The following is a 24,949-nucleotide window of genomic DNA, read 5'->3' as shown; positions in this document are numbered from 1 at the left end:
GCACTTGGTCCGGTAGCCGCCAAAACTAAAAGAAAGGCCCCGGCAAGAATGCCGGGGCCTAAATTACATCCATCCAGGACGATCAGTATCTGGCGACGACCGGCCCGCCGAACCGATAGTTCAGGCGGATCGTCAGCAGATCCACATCCTGTCCGATCCGGTTGGCGGCGCCGGCCACGATAGGATTGACCACCGAGAACGTGTTGTTGGCATCGCCCATGAACAGACGGTCATATTCGAGCCCGACGGACCAGTTCGGGGTGAACCCGTACTCGAAGCCCACGCCGACGGTACCGCCCCAACGGGTCGATGTCGCCGACGCGACCCCGATTCCGCCGACCGTGGTAAAGATGTCATAGCGATTGCTGGTGACCGCTGCACCACCCTTCACGTAGAACAGCGCGGCATCCCAGGCCCAGCCGAGCTGGCCGGTGAAAAGGCCCAATCCGTCGGTCTTCGTTGTCGTCGAGAACCTCGGATCGATCAGGCTGAGGCGCGAGCTCTTCAGGTCCGCCCAGTCACCCTGCCCTTCCAGGCCGAAGACGAACTGGCCTGCCTGCCAGCGATAGCCGAGTTGTCCGCCGAAAACGCCACCGGAGCGCGAGCTGCACCCGTCGGCCACGACACCTCCCAGGGCGGGGAGGAAATCCCAGCAGGTGCGGCTCTCACCCCAACCGCCATTCGCACCGATATAGAAGCCGGTCCAGTTGTAGACCGGCGGAGGGACCGGCACAGGCGCCGCCTTGACGGCCATGTCAGCCGACAACGCCGGCGTGGCCATGCCGATAATCGCGGCGACAGAAAGCAAAAATCTCTTCATGGAATGATCTCCGGGTCTCTTCGCGTTAATCGAGAAAAGCAGTCCTTGCGCTCGCCCGATCGGGGCAGTGATCGAAGCCTAGATGTGAGTCACGAAAAGCCGCGTGCCAAAATGGCAACACTCAAGGGCAAACCAACACCGTGCTTGGGCTGTGCTTTCAACATTCGGCGCAGCACGAAGCCCGTGCTGCCGGAGAGGAAGCGCCGGAGCCGGCTCACTGTTCGACGAGCCAATCGGCGATGTTCTGCGAGGGGATCAATTGCCTGGGGAGGTGCGGATTGATGGTGCCGGCAAACACGACCAGCCCTTCGTCCAGTTTTGACCGTGCGAACGCCTTGGCTTCCGATTCGCTGGCAAATGTCCTGGTCTCGCGAGGACTGCGCGCCCTTCGAGCCAGCAGACCACGTCGGCGAATCTCATAAGTGACATACCAGATGGCCGACACCGCGACACCGGGCAAGAGCAAACAGCCTTAGCGACACACCATCTGGCCGGTGGCCGCGCCTTGACCTTGGTCAAGGGCCCGGACCGTACAAATACGGGCGCCACGGCCCGAGTTGAGGGACAAGCGGTTCGATCAGAAGCGCGAGTGAACCGCGACGAGCTTGCCGACCGTTGGCATCGCCGGCTTCACTTCCGACCCGAGAAGGACAAGGATGCCGACCGCTGCCTGCGCGTTCGCAACGACGATGATCAGCGCCAGTTCTTTTGCATCGCATTCATTACGGTGTCCGCCTTGTGCGACTTGCAGTACTTGCCGATAACCTTGCCGTTTCGCTCGACGTAGCGAAAATCGACGACGGTCAGGTTCTTCGATGCGCTGAAATAGCCTGACATCCAGGAGCTGATCAGCATTTGTCTTTCCTGATCCGCCTCCAGCAATTGCTTGCAGGTAATGAGGGACAGATCGACGACGACTTGCGCTTTGGCCACGACGCTGGTGGCGAGGAGTGCAACGGTCGCAACGGCAAGGATCGATGGTTTCATTGTTATCTTCCAACCCTGTTTGATCACTGGCCGGCCGTAGAGCGCTCAAGGCCAGCCATCACGGTCTGAGTGGGATTAATCGCGCACCACGCCTTCACGCTTGCGACATTTCGCGCATACGCGTTGAGATCGACAAAGACGTATCCCTTCTTTTGATTGAACCAGCCGCTCATCCAGGCAGAAAATACGGAAGAATCGCCCGGGGACATGGCGAGGTATTGCGAGCAGGTTATCCGCGCCATATCGATGCTGGTCTGCGCCTGCAGCGGGCTCGACAACGCCGCGCCGGCAAGAGCCAGGCACACAGTGATTTTGTTCATTCGATTTCTCCCAAGCTCCGTGCACAGTGATTTCTATCCGGCGATCTGCGCCCTCACTGACAGACAAGGACCGGAGTCCTTGCTTGCGTCAGCACCTTGTTCGTCACACTGCCGATGAGAAGCTTGGAGAGCCCGCTGCGCCCGTGCGATGACATAACGATGAGATCGCAGCCCTTATCCTCGGCTGCTGCGATGATGGCTTGATGGGGGTGCGCGCTCTCGACCTGGCTTGTCTCGCAGGGAACGCCGGCCTCACTGGCCGCGTGTGCGGCACGATCCAGCGCGCTCGTGGCCTCTTCCTTGCGTATCTCGGCAAATCTCGCGAGCAGATCACGGTACCGCCCTCCTATTTCAGAGAGCGGCTCAACGACGAAGATGACCGATACCTTGGCTCCGAGGGATTTCGCCAGCGCCAACCCGTGCTTCACCCCTTGCTCCGCCAGTTCCGACCCATCTGTCGGAATGAGAATGTGCCGGTACATGCTTAGACCTCCCGGTTATCTGGATGACGTATCGCCCTCCGTCAGGTGCAAGCTGCACCTGCGCCTCGGACCCGGCCTTGAGATAGATCAATCCATCGCTCGGCGCCGCACCCCGGACGCCGGTCGTCGCGCGGCGGAGGCACCTTCCACCTGCGACCTAACTGAGGCAGGGCGAATCGAGCCCGAGCTCAACGCAGCGAGATCGTAAGCCCGCCCAGATTGGCAGCGAATTCCAATCCTGCCTTCGGCCCCTTGAGCATCAGAACCACGCCGTGTTCATTTCGCAGGCTCACCCCGCCTACGCCACCAGCCCATGCGCCACCTGCTCCGACCAGCGCGTAGCTGCCGGCGAAATCGTTGACGTCCTTGATGCCTGAAGCGGTGCCTTCCAGCCAGGTCACCGACGCGCCGGCAGTCACGCCGAGGCTGAAGCCGGACGCGATGAACCGATAGTGCCGCCCGCGGTAGGTCAACGTGCCGCTGCCGCCGCCGCCGCCCACGACGAGCGCGGCCTTCACGAACTTGACCTGGACGTGGCCGACGGCCTGCGCGAAGCATGGCGCGACCAAGAGGTCCATCGCGACAAGCGCCAGTACGACGGAACGGATCATGGATCGCGTCAACACAGCCCCCTCCTCGCTCAGGGATTTGCCGGATCCACTTTCTTCCAGGTGTGATCCGGATCGAAAGCGATCATGCGCTTGGCGAGGAAATCGGTGCGTGAGCCGAGATCCTTTTGATAGACCGTGCCTGCGTGGTTGACGAGGAAGGTCATGACGCCGGAATTGCCGTATTCGGCGGGATAGGCGACCAGCGCGAATCCACCGATCATCTTGCCCCTCACGACATAGTTCAGCGCGCCGCCAGGAGCGTCGGAGCCCTGTGCCTTCAGGATCCGATAGTAGTAGCCGTGGTACGGCATGCTCTGCTCGCCGACCTTGTAGCCTTCCGCGGCGGCCTGGGCGGCCAGCTCGCCGAGCGGGCTTGGATCCTTGTCGTCGCGCCAGAACAACCCGTCCGTCTTGCCCGGCCTGCTGACGATGCGCTGGGCATAGGCGCCCACACCCTCGCCGCGATCCTTCTCTGCGTATTCGTTCTGTGCGTCGACATAGGCAAGACTGGTCTGGATCGCGGCCAGCTCATTGCGGCCGATCCTGCGGTAGAGGATTTCGCGCCGCCCCGCGGCGGCGTCGAAACTCCAGCCGTCATTGTTGTTGACGAGCGGGATCGGGAACGGGAAATCGTCCCTCCCCAAAATCAAGGTGGCCTTCTTGTTGCCGTCAGCCTTGATCGAATGCTTGGCGTCGTAGGCAGAAAGAAAGCTCTCTCGCGCATTGGCGTCGGCGACATCGTCGCCCGACTCGATGATATCGGCGGCATCGCGGCCCAGCACCTTCAGCATCGCCCGGCTGGTGCCGGCCTTGACGGCGGTTGCCAAGGCGGACGCCGCGTCTTCCGGATTGGGGAAGCCTTGCTGGGCGCGCGCCGGAGACAGCAGCAGAGCAAGTACAGTTGCCGTGGCCACGCCGATGGAGGCAACACGATCCAGTCGCGAGTCCGAAGAGCGTGTCATCGTGATGCCTCCGACGGGGATGGAATCTTCGCGCCGGCGGCAAGCCAGTCGTTGTAGCTGCGGAACTTGAGCCCAAGCTTGTCGTAATAGACCCTGAGATAGCCGTCGGCGCCGCGCGTCACCGCCGCCGGCATGACCTGCTCGACCTCCTGCGCCATCACGCCGACATAGCTCTTGTCGCTGCCAAGATAGGAGAAGCGATAGTAGCCGAGGCCGTTGGCGAGATGTCCGAGCAGCTCGATATCGTGCTTGAGCGCGATGTCGGAGCGTCGTCCACCGCCGCCGCGGAAGCCGCCACCTCCGCCACCACCGCGGAAGCCGCCTCCGCCGCCGCCCTGGAAGCCACCCCCGCCACGGCCGGCAAAACTTGCGCCGCCGCCGCGCGGCATGCTGGCCATGCTCGATCGCCCGCGCGCCGATGCCGCCGCAGCTGCCCGTCCGGACGATACGTTCATGGCGCCGCCGCGACTGCCACCGCCACGATTCGCCGCTGCTGCGCGGTTACCGGCATTGCCGCGGTTGGCGGCCTTGGCGCGATCGCCGCCGCCCTTGGCCTTGTTGCCGGCACCGGCGCGGTCGCCGCCCTTGGCGCGATCGGCGGCACCGGCACGGTCACCGCCTTTGCCGCGATCGCCCGCACGGTCTCCGGCGCGGTCGCCTCCACGGTCTCCAGCGCGATCTCCCGCACGATCTCCGGCGCGATCACCCGCACGGTCGCCGCCGCGGTCTCCTGCCCGGTCACCTGCGCGATCTGCACCCTGGCGATCGCCCGGATTGAGAACCTGCTGACCGTCACGGCCGCGAAAGTTCATCCGATCGCTGGCACCGGCCCGATTGGCGTTGCCGCCGAAGCGCTGCTGGACATTGCTGTTGTTGTAGCGGACGCCCTGGCGATGCGCCGGATTGTGCTGCCAGCCATTTGCGATGTTGGTGGTCCGATGATTGACATAGACGTTGCGATTGCCCCAGTTGAAGCCGCCGCCCCAATAATTGCCCCAGCGCCCGATCGCCCAGCCGGCGCCGAAGGCAAGACCTGCCGCGATCACCCCGGCGCCGATATAGGACGGATAGCCGAAATAATACGGCGGATAGTCTGCATAGGGCCACGCGCCATAGACCGTCGCGGGATCGTAATAGGGAACGTAGACGGTGTTCGGATCGGTCTGCTCGATGACGATGACCTGCTTGCTCTCCTGGGTCTGGACGCTGACCTTCTGCTGCTTGGTCGTCACCAGCTTGTTGTTGGCCTGCGCCTTGCTGCGCAGCCGCTGGATCGCATCCATGACGTCGGGCTGCTGCGCCAGCACGGCATCGCCCAGATTCTTCGTCCAATCGATCTTGTCGCTCATCATCGCGAGCACGTCGGCGGTGCTGGTGAGCGCCTTCACGCTGTCATCCCAGGCCTGCTTGTCGACCTCGGCCTTGAGCGCATCCCCTTTCAGGCTCTTGCGCTCCTTGAGCCAGCGATCGGCCTGCACGACCTCGAGCGGATAGGTCGACGCAGCCAGCACGTTGGCGAGCAGCGAGTCCGGGTAGAGCGCGATCGGCGCCACCAGGGCTTCCAGCTGTTCCGGCTTCAGGAGCTGATCGGTCGGCTGGGTTGCCGCAGCCGGCTGGCTAGCCTGGGCGGGCGGGCTGGTCTGGGCGGGCGGCTTGTCAGCCGTTTGCGCGAATGCGGCAACGGACGTCACCGACACCAGCACAACCGCGAGCAGAATCTTGCCCCAACGGAACATCGCGACCTCCATCGACACCAACAGTCGACAGCATCGGCCACGATCCCCTCCCCTCCTTGATCGAGATCAAGGAAACTGTCCTTCGGCTCAGCTTTCGACTCAGCTTTCGACCTGGCTTCCGGCCTGGCCCGGCTGTCGCGACGCAAGGTGGATGCGGCGGTCGTGAATCAGGTTCTCGAGCCGATGGGCCGCAACGTTCACCGCCGTGACAGCGCGCTCGGCCTTGTCGTCCGCGACCGGCTGCTCGCGCTGCGTACGCAGCACCTGATCGATTTCGCGCTCGATCTCTTCGAGATCCGACACACGCCTGGCCATCCGAATTCGCCCTGCCAGTGCATAAAGCGTGTCGAGCGCCTCCTTCCGGCTCGGTGCCTCGCTCGAGCGGAGAAATTTCCACGCCGCCGCGAGCACCGACGCAAGCCCGCCTGCGATCATCGGCGCCAGGAAGATCGCATTGCCCCATTGATCGAGAAAGCTCTCCCTGGTCCCCTCATAGACCGCAGCCGCCCCGGGATGCACGGGAATGTAGGCGCCCGCGTCGGTATCAGGCGTAGCGATCTGGGAGAGCGCCGGCAGTTCGGCGAGCAACTCTCGCCGCGCGTTCATGATCGACTGCGTCAGGTCGCTGATCACGTCATTCCCAAGCTTCTTCTGTGCTACCAAATAAAACGACGTCTGGAGCGTCGTCAGGTCATCAGCAGGAACAGGCGGCGAGCCGCGCAGGGTTCCCTTGGGTACGTCGAAGCTTTCGTAGGCGCGCTCTTTCTCGGCGATCGCTCCGGCGGACTCGATGGCGATCATCACCGGGCCGGCTCGCGTGGTGCGCGCGAAGACATTGCGCAGCAGCGAAAGATATTTTTCAGTCAAAGGCATGACGAGCAGGATCGCCCGTACCTCCTTGGTGTCGAGCGCCCGGCGCGCATCCGCGGGGGCGAGCGGCTTGAACGTCACGCCCGCGCGCGTCAGATCGTATTCGTCGGTCAGCACCTTGATCAGCTTCTGATTGGCTTCGGCGCCGATCACACCGATCGCGACGCGTTTCAACTCCGCCACGTCAGATATCGCAGCGCCGGGCGGCGCGACCAACAGGACGGTGGCGTGGGCCAACACGATCACGGCCTGGGCCTGCGATAGATCGCCGACGTCTCCACGGACGACCGCGAGGTCCACCTTTCCGGACGCGAATGCCTTGGCGGACTCAAGCGGTCCCGGCGTCTGGACCAGGCTGAGCCGGACTGGTGCTTTCGATTGGGCGAACTTTCCTGCGATCGCCGAGACCAGCCTCCCGGCCTCGCCGTCCAGCGACCCAACCGCGATCGTCAGGGTCGTCGGCCGCTCGTACCAGCGATAGGCAAACAGGCTTGCACCCCCCGCCAAAAGCACAAGGCCGGCCACCAGGGCGATGCGCAATGACCTCGGCAACCTGCTGGGATCCACGGCGCATCACTCGATCGGTTCGGCGCCAGCCGACAACGGTTCGGCGGCGCTGAGCCAGCGCGGGGAGCAGATGCCTCTAGATCTTGCAACGATGATAGTTGACCTCCATCCCCTCGATGCCCGGGAATTGGCGCGTAATGGTATCGTCGTCGACCGCCTTAAGGAAGAACTGCACATTCGATACCATGATTCCGGACGCACAACCGACGATGATGTTGATGGTCTGGCCGTCGTCCTTGCGCGATTTGATCTTACAGTTCTCGAACTTGCTCCGGAGGCGATCGGGCTCGGCGATGAATCCGCCGCCATAGACGCCTGAGAAGTTCGTGAAGGTCAGCTGGTTCGCCCTGCCCTTGTGGGCGAACACCTTTCGGCATTGCTCGGCGCTCGTGGCCCAGGCACCCGTGAGATCGAAAGCCTGCGCGTAACCCGGCAATCCGAAGATCATGCCCGTCGCCACGATTGCGCGAAACTTAGAGTCCGGTTTCATATGGTGTCTCCCCGTTCGCGCCCGTCAGTGACCGCTTAACACCAGCGTCTTGATCGGCAGCAGCAGAGCTTGAATCCGAAGCAGCAATGCATGAACGAGTCCAGTCGCGTCGACGGCATGCAGGGCAAAGCCTTTCAACGCCCCGGTTTTCGGATCGGAAATCTCGTCATGGTTGCTGGTGTAGGCATTGACGATGCAAGTGCTGCCCGGCGTCACGCCGTCAAGGCCGCCCTTGTAGAGCGGCTCGAGGAACACGAGGATCGAACCAGGCTGTTGCAGATTCTGCGGGTCGATCAACAGCTCGCTGGCCCGAAACTGGCCGGCGGCGATGAAATCCTGCACGCTGGTGACGACCAGTGGAATGATCACCCAGGGTTTCGACATGCAGGTGGCTTCCGCGACCATGCCGGGCTTCATCACCTGGGCCTCGATCTGCCCGAATCCCGCCTGCAACCTGTTGCGGCCCGCTTCGTCCGGTATCAGGATTCCGGCCGGCCGCATGATCTGGGCGACGAGGTCCCCGGGGCGAACGAGGAATTGCTCGACGCGGCCATCGACGCCGGCACGGACGAAGGTCTTGTCGAGATCCACTTGCGCCTGCGCCCGCGCAGCCTCGGCGCTCGCCTTCTCGGCCGGCAACAGCGTGGAGACGCGCAACGTCGCCGACTCCCTGGCGGCGCTGGCGGCATCGACGCCGGACTGCCGCTGATCAACCAGCACCTGCAGCTTCTCGATGTCACGTTGCGGCACGATGCCGGGATTGCGGCGCTGCAACTCGCTCTTCACCTCCAGCTCGTCCTTGGCCTGCTGCAAGGAGGCCTTCGCCTCCCCGATCTGCGCGTCCGCCTTTACGACGTCGGCCTGCGCCGCGATCAACGACGCATCCACCTCGGCGATCTTTCGCTTGGCGGTCTCGAGCGCGGCCTCCTGCTTCGAACTGTCGAGCCGGAACAGAACGTCCCCCTTCTTCACCGGCGCGGTGAAGCCGACATTGACCTCGACGACACGTCCGGAGCCTTCGGGCAGGATCGGCACGGTCCTGAAGTAGATCGCCGCCGAGGTTGTCGAGGGATGAAAGTAGAAGATCATCGTGATCAGCGAGATCGTGAGCATCAGGCAGCCGGTGATCCCCCATCTCAGTTCATACCAGACAGAGAAGAACGTGATCTCCTTGCCGAACCGCTTGCCTTGCCGATAGCGGCGGTGGAGGTAATCCGGCAGGATCGTCACCAGCGAGCAGATCATCAGCTCAAGCATGGTTGTGCACCTCTTGCTTCGCGGGCGTCCGGACATCGGGACCGCCGCCAGGTCCGGATTCGGCTACCGGTTCGGCAGCGCCCGGCGTGGCGTCGGCTATGCGCTCGACGGAATCTGCGATGCTGCGCATCGGCGTGCCGAAATCCGGCAGGTCGATGAGTGCCAGCAACAGGCCGGCGACCCAGAAGATATGCATGTGGGTGAAAAGCGATATCAAGCCGAGAACGGCGACGATCTCAAACTGAAGTTTCTGGCTCTTGTGCGCCATGCGCTCCGGCAGGCTGTGCAGCTTCCAGTACAGAGTGCCAACCCACAAGACGGTGGCTACGAGGAAAATGCCCATCACCACCATCAGGGTGTCCGACCCGTCGGCGCCGGGAATGAAAAACGGCAGATGATGGGGGGCCGCCGGATGCATCTGTTCGCTCAAGCCAAGTCTCCCGGTCGCAATAACACCGCAGGCGAATCCTGATCGACACTGCTGACGATCCTATCGCGCTTGCTTGATCTGGATCAAGGAAGCCGGTCGGCTCATCCCTACCGTTCCGGGGGCAAGGTGGAAGATCGGGTTAGGAGTCCCCAGCCATGCGAAACAAGATCGATGACCTGATCCCGAAGGCGCACGAGATCCAGAAGCAGGCAGCGCTCAAGGAAGCGGAGAAGGCCGAGGAGCATGCCAAGCGTGCGGCTGCTATCGAAGCCGAGAAGCGCGCGTTGATCGAGCGGCTGAGCAAGCCCTCGGGGCTTACCGAGGACGAGAAGGTCAAGCTGGCGTCGACGGTGATTCAGCGGGCGGTGCGCAATGGCTTGAGCGAGGTCCAGGTCTATCGCTTCCCAAACTCGCTGTGCTCCGACAAGGGGCGAGCGATCAATCAGATGGAGGCCGGCTGGGAGAAGACGCTGACGGGTATCCCTAAGGAAATATACCAGCTCTGGGCCGACTACTTGCAGCCGCGCGGCTACCGCATCCGCTATCAGATCGTTGATTACCCCGGCGGCATGCCCGGCGACATCGGCATTGTCATTGCCTGGGGTGATTAGTTGAAACGATGGACGGATATCCATGGCGAAAGACAAGCCGACCGAGAAGATGAAGCGCAAGGACTATGAGGAAGAGCTGCAGAAGCTGCAGGCCCAGCTCTGCCAGCTCCAGGATTGGGTACAGGCGAACAAGCTCAGGGTCATCATCCTGTTCGAGGGACGCGATGCGGCCGGCAAGGGCGGAACGATCAAGGCCCTGACCGAGAAGGTCAGCCCGCGCGTGTTTCGCGTGGTCGCCCTGCCCGCGCCCTCGGATCGTGAGAAGTCCCAGCTCTTCATCCAGCGCTACATGCAGCAGTTTCCGGCGGCCGGCGAGATCGTGATCTTCGATCGCAGCTGGTACAATCGCGCGGGCGTCGAATATGTGATGGGGTTCTGCACGCCGGCGGAGCACAAGCGATTCCTTTCCCTCTGCCCGCAGATGGAGCAATACATCATCGAGGGCGGCATCATCCTGATCAAGCTGTGGCTCGAGGTCGGGATGGAGGAGCAGGAGCGCCGCTTCAGGGCGCGGATCGACGATCCGATGCGGCAATGGAAGCTGAGCCCGATGGACACGGAATCCTATCGCCGCTGGTATGATTACTCCCGCGCGCGCGACCTGATGTTCAAGGCGACGAGCTCGAAGCACGCGCCCTGGAACGTCATCCGTTCCGACGACAAGCGGCGGGCGCGGCTGAATTGCATCTCGTTCCTGCTGAAGACAATTCCTCACGGACGGGTCAAGCGCGACAAGGTCAAGCTCCCCAAGCGCTCCAACAAGGGTCGCTACAACGATCAGGCCGGACTGCGCGGAATGAAGTTCGTCGAGGAACGCTACTGAGAGGACAGGCCGCGCAGGGCGCGCGGCCGGCCTCCCTTGGACCTACTTCAAGCGGATGGAAACCCCGCCCACGGCGGCCGAGACTTCGGCGCCGACCTTCGGGCCGCTGAGCTGCAGGATCACGCCATTGGCGTTCTGAAGCTGCACGCCGCCGGCGCCCGCGGCGATCGCCCCACCGGCGCCTGCCGCGCTGTAGGAGCCTTCGATCGAGGCAGGCCCTCTGAGATTGAGGGCGCGCCCGACCAGCTTGGTGGTCGAGGCGCCGATCGTGAAGCCGACGCTCATGCCCGACACCGTGAACGGATAGTGCTTGCCGCGCAGCGTCAAGACGCCCTCGCCGCCTCCGACACCAACGATGAATCCACCCTTGGTGAAGATGACGGCGACCGAGCCGGTTTCAGCCAGCGACGGCGTGCTGAAGCCGGCCAATCCAATGGCCAGCATTGCGAGAGCTCCGATCAAACTCACTTTCCTCATCATGTCCCTCCAGGAACCGGTTGCGTTACGCCTCGTTGCGCAAGACTCATCGCCGCAAGAATGCGAAGATGCCTTGCGGAATCTCCTTCGTCTATGATGCAGCCTTGAACTTCGGCGCGGCCGCTCGCGGCTTGCCCATCCTGCCCAATGCCTCGGTCGTCACCAGCTTCAAGCCCTCGGCCGCGTCGTAGCCATGGATCTCCTTCACATCCAGCTTGCGCATGAAATCGATGGTCTCCTGCGTGATAACCTGGCCAGGGACCATGATCGGGAAGCCCGGCGGATAGGGAATCACGAAGTTGGCGGAGACGAGAGCGGGCCCGTTCTTCAGACGCCTGTCGATCTCGGGATCGTGCAGGCGAATATATTCGCATCCTGCTGCGTCATAGGCAGAATAGAACCCGCCGCGGATGTCGCCCTCATTCGTCTTCGTGCCGGCATCGCCGCGATAGGCGTCGTGGAAATGCGAGAAGTTCGGCAGGTCGGGGACGTCCTTCATCAGGCTGTTGACCCGCATGTCAAAGTCGACCCTGGCGTTCGTGCCGCCCTTGGCCAGGCCGCGATCGATTTCACCGGAGATTTCGGCCAGCACCCGGACGAGATGCGCGACGTCGCTCCGCGTATTGTTGATGTTGGACTGGATCAGGACCGAGTTGCGCGAGGTCTTGTTGACCTGGATGTTGTAGCGGCTGGCGAGCAGCCCCTTGAACGACGTTCCGTCGTACCCGGCCGTGCCGCAGACCAGCGTCATGCGGGTCGGATCGAGGCAGAACTCGTCGTCGTTCAGGCTCTTCAGGGCGCTCGCCCAGTTGGTCCCGGCCGCCAGATAGTCGGTGAATCCGCTCTGGCGGTATTGCTTCGGCACCATGGCATCCGCGCCGAGAACGCGGAAATATCTCGAAATCAGCGGATTGGTGTTGACCGCGTTGCGGATAGCGAACGCGATCTCCATGGCATTGGCCACCAGTCCATAGCCCTCGAGCTCCATCTGCCGGCGCGAGACGTCGAGGCTGGCGATCAGCTGCTGGTTCGGGCTGGTCGAGGCGTGCGTGAATACGGCCTCCTTGAACTGCGCTTCGACGGTGTGGAATTCGATGTCCTTGACCGCCAGCATCGAGCCCTGGCGGATCGCCGACATCGACTTGTGCGTCGAGTTGGTCTGGTAGACGCGCAGCCGGATCTGGCGCGGATCGGGGATCAGCCTGGTCTTGAGCAGAACCTCGTCGGACGGATTCTTGCCGAGCTCGGCCTGCTGTTTCTCATAGGCGGCGACCGACCTGGGATCACGCATCCAGGCTTCGATCTCGTTCGCCGCGCCCATCGCGGTTCGCCGCCTCAGGAACGGTGAAAACCGCGCGAAGCCGAACCAGGCCTCGTCCCAGAGGAAGATCAGGTCAGGCTTGATCGCGAGGCATTCCTCCATCACCCGCCGCGTGTTGTAGATGTGACCGTCGAAGGTGCAATTGGTCAGGTCGATCATCTTGACCCGGTCGAGCCGGCCATCCGCCTTCGCGTTCAGAAGCGCCTGCTTGATCGTCTGCAGTGGCACCGCGCCATACATCGAGTATTCCGTCATCGGGAATGCCTCAACGTAGAGCGGCTGCGCGCCGGCCAGCACCATGCCGTAGTGGTGCGACTTGTGGCAATTGCGGTCGACGATTGCGATGTCGCCGGGACCCAGCAGCGCCTGCACCGCCATCTTGTTGGATGTCGAGGTGCCGTTGGTCACGAAGTAGACGCGGTCGGCGCCGAGCGCGCGCGCGGCCTTCTCCTGCGCCTTCTTGATGTTGCCGGTCGGCTCCAGCATGCTGTCGAGGCCGCCGGTGGTCGCGCTGCTTTCGGCAAGGAACAGGTTCAGCCCGTAGAATTCGCCCATGTCGCGGATCCAGTCCGACTTGAACACGGACTTGCCGCGCGCGATCGGCAGCGCGTGGAAGGTGCCGATCGGCCGCTGCGCATATTTCTTCAGATTGTCGAAGAACGGCGTGTCGAAGCGATCCTGCACGCCCTCCAGAATTGAAAGGTGCAGTTCGAGGATATCCTCGACGGAGTAGAACACCCGGCGCACCACATCGGCTTCGGGATTGCCGGCCAACTCCTCGACGTCGCGGTTCGACATGAGGTAGAGGTCAAGCTCGGGACGGACCCGCTTCAGGATATGGGCCAACCGTAGCGCGGACGCATCGGACTCGTCGTTCAGCCCCATGGCGCCGGTCATGGCGCGAAGCACCGGCGCATCGTGGCGCGAGCGCAGCCCGAAGCCTTCATTGATCACCGCCGCCGCAATATTGGGATTCAGCATTGCCGCACAGAAGGCGTCCTCGAGGTTGCCCACGACCACGGGCTCATAGATGAAGGCGTCGACCGGACGCCGCAGCTTGCGCCATTCCGCCAGGAGCCCGGGCCAGTTGCTGGCCGGCACCCCGGTCACGATCAGGGTCTCGAAGTAAGGACGGCGCGCCCCCGATTGTCCGAGAGTTGGCGGGAGCAGGTCGGGAACGTCGCCATTGCCCTCGTCCTGCGTGCTCCAGTCACCTGCATGCTGGCGGAAGGATTTTGTCTGAAGCGCCTGGGCGATCCGCGTCGCAAGCATATGCGAGGTGGCGGCGTCGCCCGCCGCCGCGGCTTCCTTCAACGCCGCCATCAAACGAAGGCCCGGATAGCCGTGAAACTCCTCCGTCACCGCAAGCGCCGTCAGCGCCGCGTCATACGCCGCACGGTCGCCGCCCCTGCTCCACACCTTCGCGGCCTCGACCAGATCGCGCCAATTGTCGGCACGTCCGCCGGGCCCGGAGAAGAACTGGTCGATGCGCTGCTGTGCCGGCTTCGCCTCGTTGGCCATGAGTGTCTCCCGATCTCGTGATCTCAGCGCTGGTTCTGTCCAATCGTACAAACCGGGCCCATTGCGCCTTTGATCCAAGTCAAGCTGCAAGCTGGATTAAGACAGCCCCCAAGCGCGCCTGATCGCGACGTCTTGCGACGCAACAAGGCTGGAATGCGGCGGCGTCCATGCGGCCGCGCACGCTAGATGCTTGCCTCCGGCTTCCTGTTGCTCAATACGCTGTCGAGCGTACGCGTCCAGTCACCGCTGTCGGTCTTGTCCGCAAGACCATCCGCCCGAAGCAGATCCCGCAACTGCGCGTGCGCGCCCACAATGCAGAATGTGATCTGGCGCGATGCGAGCTCCTGATGAAGGTCGTGCAGCATACGCGAGCCCGCAAGGTCGATGAACGGAGAGGCCGACAGGTCACAGGCCACCAGCCTGACGTCGGGCGACATCCGAAGCGCCGCCAGCACCGTTTCGAAGATCGTCTCGGCATTGACATAAAGCAGCGAGGTCTCCGGGCGGAACGCGATGATCCCGGTCAAGGGCTCGACGTCATTGTGTCGCGCCCGGTCGGAATAGCGCCCACTGCCGGCTTGACGGCCCAGAAACGCGATATTGGGCTGCGACGCCCGCAACAGCAGCAGGAAGATCGAGGCGACGGCCGCCAGCAGCACGCCCTGCAATATCCCGAGGAACAGCACGGACACCACGGCGATGATTGCGGCATAGAAATCGATTCGGCTGATCCGCCACATTCTGGCGAGCGCCGCAATATCGACCAATTTGTAGACGGCTGAGAAAACGATCGCGGCGAGCACGGTCTTCGGCAGATTGGTCAAGAGGCCCGTGAAGAACAGCAGGCAGAGCGCGAGGGTTGCCGAACAGAACACCAGCGCCAGCGGCGTGCGTGCGCCGGCGGCGTCATTCACGGCCGACTGCGACAACCCGCCGGCAACCGGATAGCCATGCCCGAAGGCTACGGCGAGATTGGCCGCGCCGAGTCCCAGAAACTCCTGTCTGACATCCAGCGGGTAGCCATGCTTTGCCGCAAAGCTGCGCGCGGCAGACACCCCTTCCACATAGGCCAGCACGAGGCATCCGGCAGCGATCGGAAAGAGATCGTCAAATTCGAGCAGACCAAATGTCGGTAACGACATCGTCGGCAACCCGGTCGGGATCGGACCGGTCACCGGCAGTCCCAATTCTGCGAGCCCGAATGCAGTGGCCGCGAGGATGGACAGCGCGACCACTGCCAGCCCAATGGGTTTTCCGGGCAGTCTCTTCTCGCCGAGCAGGAGCAGCACCGTCGCAGTCAGGCCGACGCCGAGCACCAGCGGCCTGGTATCACCGAGCTGGCCGGCAAGCTTGATCACGCGGTCGAAGAAGTTGTGGCCGCCTCCAGCGACGCCGAACAGGCTGGGCAGCTGGCTCATGATGATGGTGAGCCCCGCTCCGGCCTTGAAGCCCACCAGAATACTGTCGCTGATCAGCCGCACCAGCAGGCTGAGCTTGAACAGCCAGGCAATCAGGCAGAGCACAGCAACGCTGAAAGCCACGAGGCTGGCAATCTGCCCGTAACGGGTGGCGTCGCCGCCGGCCAATATGCCGACAGCGCCGGCGATCATCAGCGAGATCGCCGACGTGGGTCCGACCGCGAGCTGCCGGGACGAGCCCAGCAGGGCGTAGCCCACGCCGCCGAGCAGATAGCCATAGACGCCGATCTGCGGCGGCAGACCCGCGAGCCCCGCATAGGCCAGCGACACCGGGATCGCGTAGGCTGCCAGCGTGACCCCGGCGATTGCGTCCGCCCCGAGCCCGGATGCCCGGTAGTCGGCGAGCCAGTTCGCCGGCGGAAACCAGCGCATCCAACTCGTCTCTGCCTGGATCGACATCAAGCCCGCCGTATGACGAACAATGGTCGCATGTGGTTGCGCCGGCGGGCCCGATGCGCGTTGATTCAGATCAAGCCTCGAAGTGCTCAAATGTGCTTCTGATCTTGCGCGGCTCGATCGTCGCGCGGCTCGATCGTCGTGACCTGCAGATTTGCCAGATGACTGCCGGAGCGCATGGCATGCGTCAGCACCGCTTACGGACCCTCGCAACCGCAGCGCTGCTGTTGCTTGGCCTGATCGCTCCGGCGCGCGCGGAGGACCAAGACACGTCCCAGCGCATCCAGGAAGAGATCTGGGCGCTGCCTACCCCGCTGCCGATGTTCGCTTATCTGGTCCGTCCGCTCGGCGATGGCCCTTTCCCACTGGTCATCATGAACCACGGCGTGTCACTGAATGCCAGGGATCGCAGCTTCTTCCCGCTGGTCGAATTTCGCGATGCCGCAATGTGGTTCGCACGGCGCGGCTATCTCGTGGTGGCACCGGTCGGGACCGGCTATGGCGCGGCGGCCATCGATATTCCCGAACGCGGTCTTTATGGCCCGTTCTTCTCCAAGATCGGCAAATGCACCAATCCGAATTTCCTCGATGCGGGCCTGGCCGTCGCGCAGGTCGATCTCTGGATCATTGATTACATGGCCGCCGAAAAGCGCACCTTGCCGAAGGACGTCATCGTCGTCGGACAGTCGGCCGGCGGCTGGGCTGCGATCGCGCTGTCGAGCCTCAACCCGCCGCAAGTCAAGGCCATCATCACCTTCGCGGCAGGCCGCGGCGGCCGTGTCGACGGCAAACCCAACAACAATTGCGGCCCCGACAGACTGGTCGAGGCCACCGGCATGTTCGGCCATACGTCGCGGGTGCCGATGCTGTGGTTCTATATCGAGAACGACACATTCTTCGGCCCGGCCCTGTCGAAGCGAATGCACGAAGCCTTCACGCGCGCCGGCGGTCGTGCCGAGTACCATCTTTTGCCGCCGTTCGGTGACGAAGGGCATTTCCTGATCGGCTCTCCCGATTCCATTCCCACGTGGTCGCCTTTGGTCGAACGATTTCTCGACAAGGTTCGCTAGGCGGCCGTTCCCGCTGGAGGAACATCCATGGTCCGATATGGTGCCTTGGCCAAGTTGATGCTGTTTGCGGCCTGCATCAGTGCTGCCCACGCTCAACAGACGCCCTCACCACCGGCTGCAACGAAGGACGGTGGCGAGGTGGCCCCGCGGGGGGCACGTCAGCCGGTGCGGGACATCAAGTATGGCGAGTGGCGAAAGGTCTGCTTCAACGCCGCCGGCGCCAAGACACTATGCCGGACGACGATCACCGGCACCTTCCCCACCGGGCAGACGGCCGTTCGCCTCGATCTGATCGAGCGAGAGGACGGCAGCAGCCGCGTCCAGCTATTCCTGCCGGTCGGGATGTATCTACAAGCCGGCGTCAAGCTATCGGTCGACCAGAAGGCGGTTCATCGGCTGCCCTACACCTGGTGCGCGACCAACATGTGCATCGCGGCCGATGTCGCCGATCCCAAGCTTCTCGAGGACATGGATGGCGGAAAGACGCTCTCGATCGAGGTCGTCGACACCAGCATTTTGACGATGACGACATCGGTGCCGCTCGACCGCTTTGCAAGCACGCGCAAGGGCGCGCCTGCGCTGACGCTCGATCAAGTGATCGATGAATGATCGAGACCGGCAACCGCTAGGCCACGCCGGCCAACAGCCGTTCAATCGGCTGGATCAGCGAATTGGCAGTGAATGGCTTGGTCAGATAGGCCACGCATCCCGATGCCGTTGCCGCCATGCGCGTCGCCGGATTGTCATTTCCGGTGATGTAGATGACGGGGATTTCGATGCCCTGATCCGCCAGGCGGTGCCGCAGTTCGATCCCGGACCCATCGCTGAGATTGATGTCCAATATCAGACAGACCGCGCTGTCAAAGCTGCCATGTCTCAGTAACGCACCGCCGGTCTCGAATAGCCTGGATGCAAATCCGCACGCCCGCAGCAGACGTCCGATTCCACGAAGCATGGAAGGATTATCATCCACAACGAAAACGAGTTTCGCGGTCGGCAAATCCTGAAGCCTCACCCTATCGCTGAATGACCTTCGCCCACGCATGGATAATGGACACGTCAAGCGGCTACCGGCGCGCAATATTCTCGCGGCCAAGATCGGAGATACGCCGCGTCACAGAGCTTTCATATTGTACCATGGGACAGGAGGGGCAGAGCTGCCCGGCCGATCAAGCCTTGACCTCGCCACCGGACGCGCGCGTGCCGAGCTGCTCGGCGATCGAAACCAGCTCGGCAAGCGACTGCACCTGCATCTTCTCCATGACCTGGTGACGATGCGCCTTGATCGTGCGTTCGGTCGTGCCAAGCTCGTGAGCAATCTGCTTGTTGATCCGGCCGCACACAATCAGATCGAACACCTGCCGCTCGCGCGGGGTCAGCTTCGCCAGCAGCGCGCGCAGCGAATCGAGCCTGGTTCGCCGGCCGCGGGCCAGCTCGTGCCGCGCAAGGGCGCGATTGATCGCCTCGATCAGCTGCTCCGACGCGATCGGCTTGGTCAAAAAATCTTCGGCACCTGCCTTGATCGCCTGGACGGTGGTCGCCGTGTCGGCATGTCCGGTCAGGAATACGATCGGGAGCGTCGACCCCAGCTCGTTGAGACGACGCTGCAACTCCGGACCACTCATTCCGGGAATGCGAACGTCCAGCAGAATACAGCCGGTCCCTTCGTCGTCAGGCAATTGGTCGAGCAATTCCCGGGCCGACGCGTAGGTGACGACGCGATAGCCTGCGAGCTTGAGCCGACGCTCCAGCGCTGCGCGAAACGAGGCGTCGTCGTCGACTATGTGCACGTAAGCGTGCATTGCTGCTCCATCGCCGGGTGATCGCCGCTACCTGTAGAATGTCCATCAGCGGCGATCTGAAAATGCTGCGTTCGTCGTAAATCGAACCTTGCACTCCGGCAAACAAGACCCAAACGCGCTACGCGGCCAGCGGCAGCGAAAGGTGGAATACCGCCCCTCCTCCGGACTGATTCTCGGCCCAGAGCTTGCCGCTATGCGCCAGAACGATCGTCCGTGCGATGGACAGGCCGATGCCCATGCCCTGCTCCTTTGTGGTGAAAAACGGATCGAAGATATCGTTCAGCCTGTCCTGCGGAATTCCCGGCCCGGAATCGCTGATGGAAATCACCGCCGATGCGTCCCCATTGACCTCCGTACGACCGATGATGGTGCGCCCGTAGGGCATTTTGGCCATCGCGTCCATGCTATTGACCACGAGGTTGAGAATGACCTGCTGCAACTGCACCGGATCGCCCTTCACCCGCAGAGTCTGCGGTGAGGTCTGCAGATAGATTGCGACGTTGCGCGCCGAGGCCTGCAGCTTGAGGAAATCAAATGCTTCCCGCATGGTCTGGTTGAGGTCGATCTCCTTCTTCTCAAATGGCGCACGCTTGAGCAGGCTGCGCATCCTGCGGATCACCTCGCTTGCACGCAGGTCATCGCGCTTGATGTCCGAAATGATTTCCCGCACCTCCTGAAGGTCGGGCGTCGGCGAAGCGAGGATCAGCTCCGCGCTCTCGGCATTGGTCAGGATCGAGCCCAGCGGCTGGTTGAGCTCATGGGCGATCGAGGACGAGAGTTCTCCGGCAGTCGCCTGCCGATTGATATGGGCGAGCTCGGACAGGCGACTGCGGGCTTCGACCTCGGCACTGCGCCGCATGTGACGCTCGTGGAGCAGGAACGCAATCAGCGCGGTTTGAACCAGCAGCGCCACTGCCAGCGCAACGGCCCGCCAACGATATTTTTCCAGGAAGGATGGCTCACGGAAGCGAATTTCGCTACCTTTTGGCAGACTGGCTTCGCTGACGTCCCAATGCTGCATCTGCCGCCAGTTGAAGATCGGCTTCACCGCATCGATGACCGACGGTGGCAGGCCTTCGGGCGCCTCGCCATCCAGAATGCGCAGCGCCCTTCCCGCAGCCTCGGCACCGATCAGCGACGGAACTATGACGAATCCGCCGATGCCGCCCGCCCCGAGGAAGGTCTCCGCGGCGACGACAATCGGACGATTGGCTCTTGCCGCGACAAATGTGAGGGCATCCGACGGCGGATAATAGTTGCCTTTGCCGTCGCTATAGAGGCCCGTGTAGATGATCGCGCTATGATCGGGGAGCGCCGCGACCCGCTCAACGATCTCGGGCATCGGACGTCCGATGATCTCGATGATGTCGAGGCCCGGAATGCCGGCCGCTGCCTGGTCTTTCCAATTGCGAAACAGAACTTGCCGGTCCCAGTCCGCGCCAACCAGCACGACAGTCTTGAGGCCTGGCATCATGGCGCGGGCAGCCGTGACGGCATCCTTGAGTTTCAAGTTCACGATGCCGCCGGTAACATGGGCCGGCGGCTGCAATCGCTTGAAATCAGCCTCTTCGACCAGCGAAAACACGATCGGCGTGTCGGGCCAGAGCTGAGGGCGCCAGCGGAGCGCAAGCTCAAGCGCAGCCGCGCCAATGGTGACCACCACGCCGATCGGCCGATCGCGATATTTCGCCTCGAGGAATCGCCGGAAATCCTCCTGATAGGCCTCGCCGCCGAAGCGATTGAGATCGAGGCTTTCGGTGTAGACGGTGGTCGGCGCGTGCCCGTGAGCGCTCACCGCATCCCTTAGGCCAACGAACACCTGGTAGTAGAAGGGGCCACGTCGATCGGATTGGTCCAGCACCAGCATGGAATGCGGGCGCGTTTGTTGCGCCCGGAGATCAGCCGGTGCCAACAAAGCAGCCAGCAGGATGATCAGGCCAGAGAGCCGAATTGCACTGCCCATAACGTTCGGAGCCGGAGACCAACGGGTTCAAAACCTAGCACCCGGTTGTCGCCGAGAAAATTGAAAAGTAATCTAAGACTGTGCGCACCAATTTACGAACAAATTGCCGCATTTCGCGCACCCTGTCCTTTAGGACAATGACCTCAAGACCAATAGAGACCGGCCGGACTCCGTCGTAGTCATTGCGCGCGGGACAAGCATTTCGAGCCGCCGCGGACGCTGCACCAGTCGTTACCCGAGAGAGTTAGTCCATGTTCGCTCGCGTCAATGTCAGACCGGCCAATGTGCCGAGCATCCTCGGTGGGTTGACCGTCCGGCACGCCAACTGCATCACCAGCGAATTCCACTACAGGAAAGGCACCGAGATCTACGGGGAGAAGGAGCCGGCAGAGTACGTCTACCAGGTCGTTTCGGGGGCGGTCCGCAGCTACAAGCTGCTTTCCGACGGACGCCGCCAGATCGGTGCCTTTCACCTCGTCGGGGATATTTTCGGCCTCGAGAATGCCGAAACCCATCGCTTTACCGCGGAAGCCATCGTCGACACGAACGTGCACCTGATCAGGCGGATCAGCCTCGAACGCGTGGCCGACTCCGATTTCGCCCTGGCTCGCAACCTGCTGGTCATGACGACCAGCAACCTGCGGCATGCCGAGGAGCACATGCTGCTACTCGGCCGCAAGACCGCATTGGAGCGGGTTGCGGCTTTTCTGCTCGAAATGGATCGCCGGCTGACCGGAGTCGGCGTCGTCGCCTTGCCGATGTGCCGGCGTGATATTGCCGACTATCTCGGACTGACGCTCGAAACCGTGTCACGTGCGCTATCCAAGCTGCACGCCTATGGCGCGCTCAACTTCCTTGGCTCGAACCAGCGCGAGATCATGCTGGTCGACCGCGACCAGCTGTCCAGGCTGGACAACTAGCCGACGTCAGGGAGATTTCGTCAGCGCCGCCTGGCGCTCGATGGTCTTTTGCAACACCTCGAACAAGACCGCGGTCGACCACCCGAACATGAGAATGCCGTTCATGGCCGCCATCGGTCCGATCAACAGCCACTGCTTGACCGGGATGACGTCGCCATAGCCGAGCGTGGTGTAGTTCACAAAGGCGAAATACAGCAGATTGCTGCCGGCGGGCGCGGCGCCGAGCACCCAATAGGCCAGGCTCCACACCACGATCTCGAGCGTGTGAGCCAGCATCAGCGCAAGCGCGGTTGCGACCATCACGCCGCTGAGCTGTAGCCCCGCCCGGCCGGCCGCGCTCAAGGCAACGTTGCGAAGCAACCCGATCGCCGCGACGGTCCACAGCGAATGGATCGCGATATTGATCGCGCTCACCGCCGATCCCACGAGGAGCTGAAACAGCATTATCGCTCTCCCGCCAGCCGGGCGCGGTCGTCCCGGATCCATGCCGTGAGCAATTCCCAGGCGACCGCGAGAATGATTGGACCGATGAACAGGCCCACGATGCCGTGGGCAAGCGTGCCGCCGATCACGCCGACAAAGATGACGAGCGCCGGCGTGGTCAGGCCCCGCCCCATCACCAGCGGCTTCAGCACATTGTCGAGGACGCCGACGACCAGGAAGAAGAACGTGAGGGCGAGTGCGGTCGTGAAATCCTTGGCCGACCATAGCCAGATGATGACCGGAAACAGCACAATTGCCGCCCCGATCTGCACGATCGCGAGCAGCATCACGACAAACGCCAGCAGCCCCGCGCTCGGGATCCCCGCCAGCTTGAAGCCAATGCCGGCCAGCAGCGATTGCAGGACGGCGACGCCGATGACGCCGCGGGAAACCGCCCGGATGGTCGCACCTGCAAGGTCGAGGAAGTGCTCGCTCTGCTCCGGCACGATGCGGGACAGGAAGCTCCGGCACGCCGCCGCAAGCTGCAAGCCATAGGGAAACAGAAACCCTGCCACGACGACCGCCAGCAGAAACTTCAGCATCCCGATCCCGGCATCGCTGGCAAATGCAAACAGGGTCCCGGCCAACGGCTTCAGTTGCGGCACGACCTCGCGCAGCACGGCACGCAGATTGGTCGACGCCCGATCCCAGATCTCATGGAGTGGGCCGCCGATCAGCGGCCAATCCTTGATCTCGGGCGGCGGCGACGGCACGACAACGTGGCCGGCGCCGAGTTGTTCGGCGAGCTCCCTCACCCCCTCTACCGCTCCAATTCCGAGCCAGGTCGCCGGCCCGATGACGACTCCCAGAGAGATCAAGGTCAGCACGAGCGCCGCGACGCCGGTATGGCCGCCGAGCATTGCTGCGAGCCAGGTGAAGACGGGATAGAGCGCGACCGCGAGCACGACGCTCCAGGCCAGGATCGGCACGAACGGGCTGACCAGAACGAACGACCAGTAGATCAACAGTGCCAGCAATCCGAGGCGAATTGCGAGCTGGACGAACTCGTCTCCGGTCACGAGCTGGCGAAGGGTTTTCAAGAGCGTGCTTTCGAATCGAGCATCAGCAGCTACGCGGGAAGCGATGCCATCGCCTTGCTGCGCACGGCTTGATTCAGATCAAGCGTGACGCGTCCGGACTTTCACCGAGGAAGCGGCCCGGTTCGGGGGCAGGAATCGGGGGCCGCTCCGACTTCGCCGGGATGCATTCGCGCTCGGGATCACGAGCGCGATCGCGCCCCATCAGGCGGCGTCCTGCCTATCCGCGGCAATTGTCCCAGGCGCAGGATCAATCGTCCGCACCGCCCTCTTGCCACTTTGATTCAAATCAAGCTTCGGGCCGGCCGCGGCTGACAGGCTCGGCGTCCTCATGGATCGGAAAGCCGCTCTCGATTTGGCTGCCTTTCGGTCGCGACTGCCTGTGTCACCCCGATGTGGAGGACGTCATGAAGAACACCAAGACCCTGCCGGCCTTGATCCTGCTTGCGAGCATGGTCGGCATTGGCGCGAGCCAGGCGGCCCCGTTGCCGACCAACGTCGCGGCCATGAAGGGCATGGTCGAGAGCAACACCGCCCTTCAGGTGCGCTGGGGCGGCTGGGGCGGCTGGCGCGGCGGCGGCTGGGGCTATCGCGGTTGGCGCGGCACCGGCGGCTGGGGAGGCTATCGTGGATGGGGCTATCGAGGCTGGGGCGCTGCAGCCGCCGGTGCGATCGTTGGCGGAGCCATCGCAAGCTCGGCCTACTATGGCGGGTATCCCTACTATGGCGGTGGATACGGCTATGGCGGCGGCTATGGCTACGACTATTGCCCGCCGGGCGGAGGCTACGGCTATTACGCTCGGCCACGCTACTATGACGGATGGTAGTGCCGGCTTTACGTGACAGGCCGGCCTTCGGTGATGTCACCGAAGGCCGAGCAGCGAACGCCGATAGCCGCTCTCGCGCGCTTCATTCCTGCACACGAAGCCGCCATCGAAGCCCCTGGCATAGCGGCTTTGCCCTTTGAGGTAGTAGCGTCCGCGCCGAAAATCGAGCCAGACCACGCTATCGCCGGGGCAATGCCGCTGAGCCTGGGCTTCATAGCGGAAAGGCGTCAGCGGCAGCGCGGCCGTCTGTTGCGCGCAGCAAAACAGGAAGGTCGCGGCGCAGGTCCCGACGCCCAACTTGGCCGCCAGACGGTCTCGACGTCCGCTCGATTTTTCAGCTAATTCGAAGTGCATTCATTGCCGCCGGGAATGATCCGTGTCGTGCTGAAGACGATATCTCATCTTGTCAGAGCTTCACGGGCGGAGCACCTCAGAACGACAATTCCAGCATCACGCGCGGCAAACAAGAGGCGCGCTCAGGACGATAGCAATCCAAAGGCGATCGCCGCGGTCGACAGCATCCCGGCCGTCACGACCACGACCTTGAAGGCAATATCGCCGTCGGCCTCTTCAAGCCAGCGACGCAGCCAATTGCGAGCGCCAGCCGGCTGGCTTGCGCCACGCACTCGCCGAAATCTGTCGCTGGTATACCCCATGGCTGCGATTGTAGATCGCGGTGGAATGGAGA

The 24,949-nt window shown here is 63.0% G+C and carries 28 protein-coding genes; 7 read left to right on the top strand and 21 right to left on the bottom strand.

Annotation, left to right across the window (positions count from 1 at the left end; all coding sequences use genetic code 11):
• Window positions 1–82 precede the first annotated feature (82 nt).
• The 12 genes from ACVMDN_RS12250 to ACVMDN_RS12195 all read right to left on the bottom strand — a co-directional run bounded on the left by ACVMDN_RS12250 (window position 83) and on the right by ACVMDN_RS12195 (window position 9,532).
• Entirely contained in the window at window positions 83–820 is a 738-nt protein-coding gene (locus ACVMDN_RS12250; RefSeq protein ID WP_057017159.1) for an outer membrane protein, read from the bottom strand.
• Between the two features lie 214 nt (window positions 821–1,034).
• A complete protein-coding gene (locus ACVMDN_RS12245) occupies window positions 1,035–1,280 on the bottom strand; it encodes a hypothetical protein (protein WP_157343962.1) in 246 nt (81 codons plus the stop codon).
• Between the two features lie 233 nt (window positions 1,281–1,513).
• Window positions 1,514–1,807, bottom strand: a complete 294-nt coding sequence (locus tag ACVMDN_RS12240; RefSeq protein ID WP_310884892.1) for an HdeA/HdeB family chaperone — start codon at window positions 1,805–1,807, stop codon at window positions 1,514–1,516.
• A gap of 23 nt (window positions 1,808–1,830) precedes the next feature.
• A complete protein-coding gene (locus ACVMDN_RS12235; RefSeq protein WP_016842236.1) occupies window positions 1,831–2,127 on the bottom strand; it encodes an HdeA/HdeB family chaperone in 297 nt (98 codons plus the stop codon).
• Window positions 2,128–2,180: 53 nt separating this feature from the next.
• Window positions 2,181–2,609 (bottom strand): universal stress protein, encoded by a 429-nt coding sequence (locus ACVMDN_RS12230; protein ID WP_076826335.1) that lies wholly within the window; start codon window positions 2,607–2,609, stop codon window positions 2,181–2,183.
• 188 nt (window positions 2,610–2,797) lie between these two features.
• Entirely contained in the window at window positions 2,798–3,220 is a 423-nt protein-coding gene (locus ACVMDN_RS12225; RefSeq protein WP_076826333.1) for a hypothetical protein, read from the bottom strand.
• A gap of 29 nt (window positions 3,221–3,249) precedes the next feature.
• The gene (locus tag ACVMDN_RS12220) at window positions 3,250–4,182 is read right to left on the bottom strand and encodes a DUF2950 domain-containing protein (protein ID WP_076826331.1); all 933 of its coding nucleotides are present in this window, start codon (window positions 4,180–4,182) and stop codon (window positions 3,250–3,252) included.
• Window positions 4,179–5,918, bottom strand: a complete 1,740-nt coding sequence (locus tag ACVMDN_RS12215; RefSeq protein ID WP_076826706.1) for a DUF3300 domain-containing protein — start codon at window positions 5,916–5,918, stop codon at window positions 4,179–4,181. Before ACVMDN_RS12215 ends, ACVMDN_RS12220 begins: the two co-directional genes overlap by 4 nt.
• Before the next feature lie 99 nt (window positions 5,919–6,017).
• The gene (locus ACVMDN_RS12210) at window positions 6,018–7,328 is read right to left on the bottom strand and encodes a TAXI family TRAP transporter solute-binding subunit (protein WP_210262741.1); all 1,311 of its coding nucleotides are present in this window, start codon (window positions 7,326–7,328) and stop codon (window positions 6,018–6,020) included.
• A gap of 103 nt (window positions 7,329–7,431) precedes the next feature.
• Window positions 7,432–7,845, bottom strand: coding sequence for a hypothetical protein (locus ACVMDN_RS12205; RefSeq protein ID WP_244558740.1), 414 nt, complete (start codon window positions 7,843–7,845; stop codon window positions 7,432–7,434).
• A 24-nt stretch (window positions 7,846–7,869) separates the two neighbouring features.
• Window positions 7,870–9,102, bottom strand: coding sequence for an HlyD family secretion protein (locus tag ACVMDN_RS12200; protein WP_456835190.1), 1,233 nt, complete (start codon window positions 9,100–9,102; stop codon window positions 7,870–7,872).
• Window positions 9,095–9,532 carry a hypothetical protein gene (locus ACVMDN_RS12195; RefSeq protein ID WP_194295332.1) on the bottom strand — a complete coding sequence of 146 codons (438 nt, stop codon included), beginning with the start codon at window positions 9,530–9,532 and terminating at the stop codon, window positions 9,095–9,097. Before ACVMDN_RS12195 ends, ACVMDN_RS12200 begins: the two co-directional genes overlap by 8 nt.
• Window positions 9,533–9,687: 155 nt before the next feature.
• Here ACVMDN_RS12195 and ACVMDN_RS12190 point away from each other — a divergent pair, with 155 nt between their 5' ends.
• Window positions 9,688–10,143: a hypothetical protein gene (locus tag ACVMDN_RS12190; RefSeq protein WP_057017151.1), complete on the top strand. Its 456-nt coding sequence runs from the start codon at window positions 9,688–9,690 to the stop codon at window positions 10,141–10,143.
• Between the two features lie 22 nt (window positions 10,144–10,165).
• Window positions 10,166–10,966, top strand: a complete 801-nt coding sequence (gene ppk2, locus ACVMDN_RS12185; RefSeq protein ID WP_057017150.1) for a polyphosphate kinase 2 — start codon at window positions 10,166–10,168, stop codon at window positions 10,964–10,966.
• Between the two features lie 42 nt (window positions 10,967–11,008).
• Here ppk2 and ACVMDN_RS12180 read toward each other — a convergent pair whose 3' ends face one another.
• The 3 genes from ACVMDN_RS12180 to ACVMDN_RS12170 form a co-directional block, all read right to left on the bottom strand.
• Window positions 11,009–11,443, bottom strand: coding sequence for a hypothetical protein (locus ACVMDN_RS12180; RefSeq protein WP_057017289.1), 435 nt, complete (start codon window positions 11,441–11,443; stop codon window positions 11,009–11,011).
• Window positions 11,444–11,534: 91 nt separating this feature from the next.
• Complete coding sequence (locus tag ACVMDN_RS12175) at window positions 11,535–14,285, bottom strand: decarboxylase (RefSeq protein WP_456835191.1); 2,751 nt, start codon at window positions 14,283–14,285, stop codon at window positions 11,535–11,537.
• Between the two features lie 182 nt (window positions 14,286–14,467).
• Window positions 14,468–16,162, bottom strand: coding sequence for a SulP family inorganic anion transporter (locus tag ACVMDN_RS12170; RefSeq protein ID WP_310884897.1), 1,695 nt, complete (start codon window positions 16,160–16,162; stop codon window positions 14,468–14,470).
• 179 nt (window positions 16,163–16,341) lie between these two features.
• Between ACVMDN_RS12170 and ACVMDN_RS12165 the strand changes: the two genes are divergently transcribed.
• Both ACVMDN_RS12165 and ACVMDN_RS12160 read left to right on the top strand, forming a co-directional pair.
• Window positions 16,342–17,229, top strand: coding sequence for an alpha/beta hydrolase family protein (locus ACVMDN_RS12165; RefSeq protein WP_076826319.1), 888 nt, complete (start codon window positions 16,342–16,344; stop codon window positions 17,227–17,229).
• Window positions 17,230–17,256: 27 nt separating this feature from the next.
• A complete protein-coding gene (locus ACVMDN_RS12160) occupies window positions 17,257–17,838 on the top strand; it encodes an invasion associated locus B family protein (RefSeq protein ID WP_310884898.1) in 582 nt (193 codons plus the stop codon).
• A 16-nt stretch (window positions 17,839–17,854) separates the two neighbouring features.
• Here the strand turns inward: ACVMDN_RS12160 and ACVMDN_RS12155 are convergent, their stop codons facing one another.
• The 3 genes from ACVMDN_RS12155 to ACVMDN_RS12145 all read right to left on the bottom strand — a co-directional run bounded on the left by ACVMDN_RS12155 (window position 17,855) and on the right by ACVMDN_RS12145 (window position 20,580).
• On the bottom strand, window positions 17,855–18,274 hold the full coding sequence (locus ACVMDN_RS12155) for a response regulator transcription factor (protein ID WP_307720383.1): 420 nt from the start codon (window positions 18,272–18,274) through the stop codon (window positions 17,855–17,857).
• 124 nt (window positions 18,275–18,398) lie between these two features.
• The gene (locus tag ACVMDN_RS12150; RefSeq protein WP_253640141.1) at window positions 18,399–19,031 is read right to left on the bottom strand and encodes a response regulator transcription factor; all 633 of its coding nucleotides are present in this window, start codon (window positions 19,029–19,031) and stop codon (window positions 18,399–18,401) included.
• Between the two features lie 118 nt (window positions 19,032–19,149).
• The gene (locus tag ACVMDN_RS12145) at window positions 19,150–20,580 is read right to left on the bottom strand and encodes a sensor histidine kinase (protein ID WP_456814300.1); all 1,431 of its coding nucleotides are present in this window, start codon (window positions 20,578–20,580) and stop codon (window positions 19,150–19,152) included.
• On the opposite strand from ACVMDN_RS12145, the gene ACVMDN_RS12140 reads away from it, so the two are divergent.
• Window positions 20,563–20,838, top strand: a complete 276-nt coding sequence (locus tag ACVMDN_RS12140; protein WP_456814299.1) for a hypothetical protein — start codon at window positions 20,563–20,565, stop codon at window positions 20,836–20,838. The genes ACVMDN_RS12145 and ACVMDN_RS12140 overlap by 18 nt on opposite strands.
• A 407-nt stretch (window positions 20,839–21,245) precedes the next feature.
• Complete coding sequence (locus ACVMDN_RS12135; RefSeq protein ID WP_057017143.1) at window positions 21,246–21,914, top strand: helix-turn-helix domain-containing protein; 669 nt, start codon at window positions 21,246–21,248, stop codon at window positions 21,912–21,914.
• Window positions 21,915–21,920: 6 nt separating this feature from the next.
• On the opposite strand, the gene ACVMDN_RS12130 is transcribed toward ACVMDN_RS12135, so the two are convergent.
• Together ACVMDN_RS12130 and ACVMDN_RS12125 are read right to left on the bottom strand one after the other, a co-directional pair.
• A complete protein-coding gene (locus ACVMDN_RS12130; RefSeq protein WP_038374727.1) occupies window positions 21,921–22,358 on the bottom strand; it encodes a potassium channel family protein in 438 nt (145 codons plus the stop codon).
• Window positions 22,358–23,437, bottom strand: a complete 1,080-nt coding sequence (locus tag ACVMDN_RS12125) for an AI-2E family transporter (protein WP_076826310.1) — start codon at window positions 23,435–23,437, stop codon at window positions 22,358–22,360. Before ACVMDN_RS12125 ends, ACVMDN_RS12130 begins: the two co-directional genes overlap by 1 nt.
• Window positions 23,438–23,841: 404 nt before the next feature.
• Here ACVMDN_RS12125 and ACVMDN_RS12120 point away from each other — a divergent pair, with 404 nt between their 5' ends.
• Entirely contained in the window at window positions 23,842–24,261 is a 420-nt protein-coding gene (locus ACVMDN_RS12120) for a hypothetical protein (protein ID WP_057017141.1), read from the top strand.
• Window positions 24,262–24,297: 36 nt separating this feature from the next.
• Here the strand turns inward: ACVMDN_RS12120 and ACVMDN_RS12115 are convergent, their stop codons facing one another.
• Window positions 24,298–24,615 (bottom strand): hypothetical protein, encoded by a 318-nt coding sequence (locus tag ACVMDN_RS12115; RefSeq protein WP_253640143.1) that lies wholly within the window; start codon window positions 24,613–24,615, stop codon window positions 24,298–24,300.
• Window positions 24,616–24,949: the final 334 nt, after the last annotated feature.

This window comes from Bradyrhizobium sp. USDA 4510, from assembly GCF_054059095.1.
Note: the sequence above shows the minus strand (reverse complement) of the source record. Positions and strands in the feature narration are given on the sequence as shown.

Bases quoted from the DNA above. Each gene is read 5' to 3' on its own strand.
- ACVMDN_RS12150 (WP_253640141.1), bottom strand. From the start codon at position 19,031: ATGCACGCTTACGTGCACATAGTCGACGACGACGCCTCGTTTCGCGCA.
- ACVMDN_RS12160 (WP_310884898.1), top strand. From the start codon at position 17,257: ATGGTCCGATATGGTGCCTTGGCCAAGTTGATGCTGTTTGCGGCCTGC.
- ACVMDN_RS12225 (WP_076826333.1), bottom strand. From the start codon at position 3,220: ATGATCCGTTCCGTCGTACTGGCGCTTGTCGCGATGGACCTCTTGGTC.
- ACVMDN_RS12190 (WP_057017151.1), top strand. From the start codon at position 9,688: ATGCGAAACAAGATCGATGACCTGATCCCGAAGGCGCACGAGATCCAG.
- ACVMDN_RS12130 (WP_038374727.1), bottom strand. From the start codon at position 22,358: ATGCTGTTTCAGCTCCTCGTGGGATCGGCGGTGAGCGCGATCAATATC.
- ACVMDN_RS12165 (WP_076826319.1), top strand. From the start codon at position 16,342: ATGCGTCAGCACCGCTTACGGACCCTCGCAACCGCAGCGCTGCTGTTG.
- ACVMDN_RS12240 (WP_310884892.1), bottom strand. From the start codon at position 1,807: ATGAAACCATCGATCCTTGCCGTTGCGACCGTTGCACTCCTCGCCACC.
- ACVMDN_RS12205 (WP_244558740.1), bottom strand. From the start codon at position 7,845: ATGAAACCGGACTCTAAGTTTCGCGCAATCGTGGCGACGGGCATGATC.
- ACVMDN_RS12140 (WP_456814299.1), top strand. From the start codon at position 20,563: ATGGGCCGGCGGCTGCAATCGCTTGAAATCAGCCTCTTCGACCAGCGA.
- ACVMDN_RS12250 (WP_057017159.1), bottom strand. From the start codon at position 820: ATGAAGAGATTTTTGCTTTCTGTCGCCGCGATTATCGGCATGGCCACG.
- ACVMDN_RS12215 (WP_076826706.1), bottom strand. From the start codon at position 5,918: ATGTTCCGTTGGGGCAAGATTCTGCTCGCGGTTGTGCTGGTGTCGGTG.
- ppk2 (WP_057017150.1), top strand. From the start codon at position 10,166: ATGGCGAAAGACAAGCCGACCGAGAAGATGAAGCGCAAGGACTATGAG.
- ACVMDN_RS12170 (WP_310884897.1), bottom strand. From the start codon at position 16,162: ATGTCGATCCAGGCAGAGACGAGTTGGATGCGCTGGTTTCCGCCGGCG.
- ACVMDN_RS12230 (WP_076826335.1), bottom strand. From the start codon at position 2,609: ATGTACCGGCACATTCTCATTCCGACAGATGGGTCGGAACTGGCGGAG.
- ACVMDN_RS12175 (WP_456835191.1), bottom strand. From the start codon at position 14,285: ATGGCCAACGAGGCGAAGCCGGCACAGCAGCGCATCGACCAGTTCTTC.
- ACVMDN_RS12120 (WP_057017141.1), top strand. From the start codon at position 23,842: ATGAAGAACACCAAGACCCTGCCGGCCTTGATCCTGCTTGCGAGCATG.
- ACVMDN_RS12220 (WP_076826331.1), bottom strand. From the start codon at position 4,182: ATGACACGCTCTTCGGACTCGCGACTGGATCGTGTTGCCTCCATCGGC.
- ACVMDN_RS12235 (WP_016842236.1), bottom strand. From the start codon at position 2,127: ATGAACAAAATCACTGTGTGCCTGGCTCTTGCCGGCGCGGCGTTGTCG.
- ACVMDN_RS12155 (WP_307720383.1), bottom strand. From the start codon at position 18,274: ATGCGTGGGCGAAGGTCATTCAGCGATAGGGTGAGGCTTCAGGATTTG.
- ACVMDN_RS12200 (WP_456835190.1), bottom strand. From the start codon at position 9,102: ATGCTTGAGCTGATGATCTGCTCGCTGGTGACGATCCTGCCGGATTAC.
- ACVMDN_RS12115 (WP_253640143.1), bottom strand. From the start codon at position 24,615: ATGCACTTCGAATTAGCTGAAAAATCGAGCGGACGTCGAGACCGTCTG.
- ACVMDN_RS12180 (WP_057017289.1), bottom strand. From the start codon at position 11,443: ATGAGGAAAGTGAGTTTGATCGGAGCTCTCGCAATGCTGGCCATTGGA.
- ACVMDN_RS12135 (WP_057017143.1), top strand. From the start codon at position 21,246: ATGTTCGCTCGCGTCAATGTCAGACCGGCCAATGTGCCGAGCATCCTC.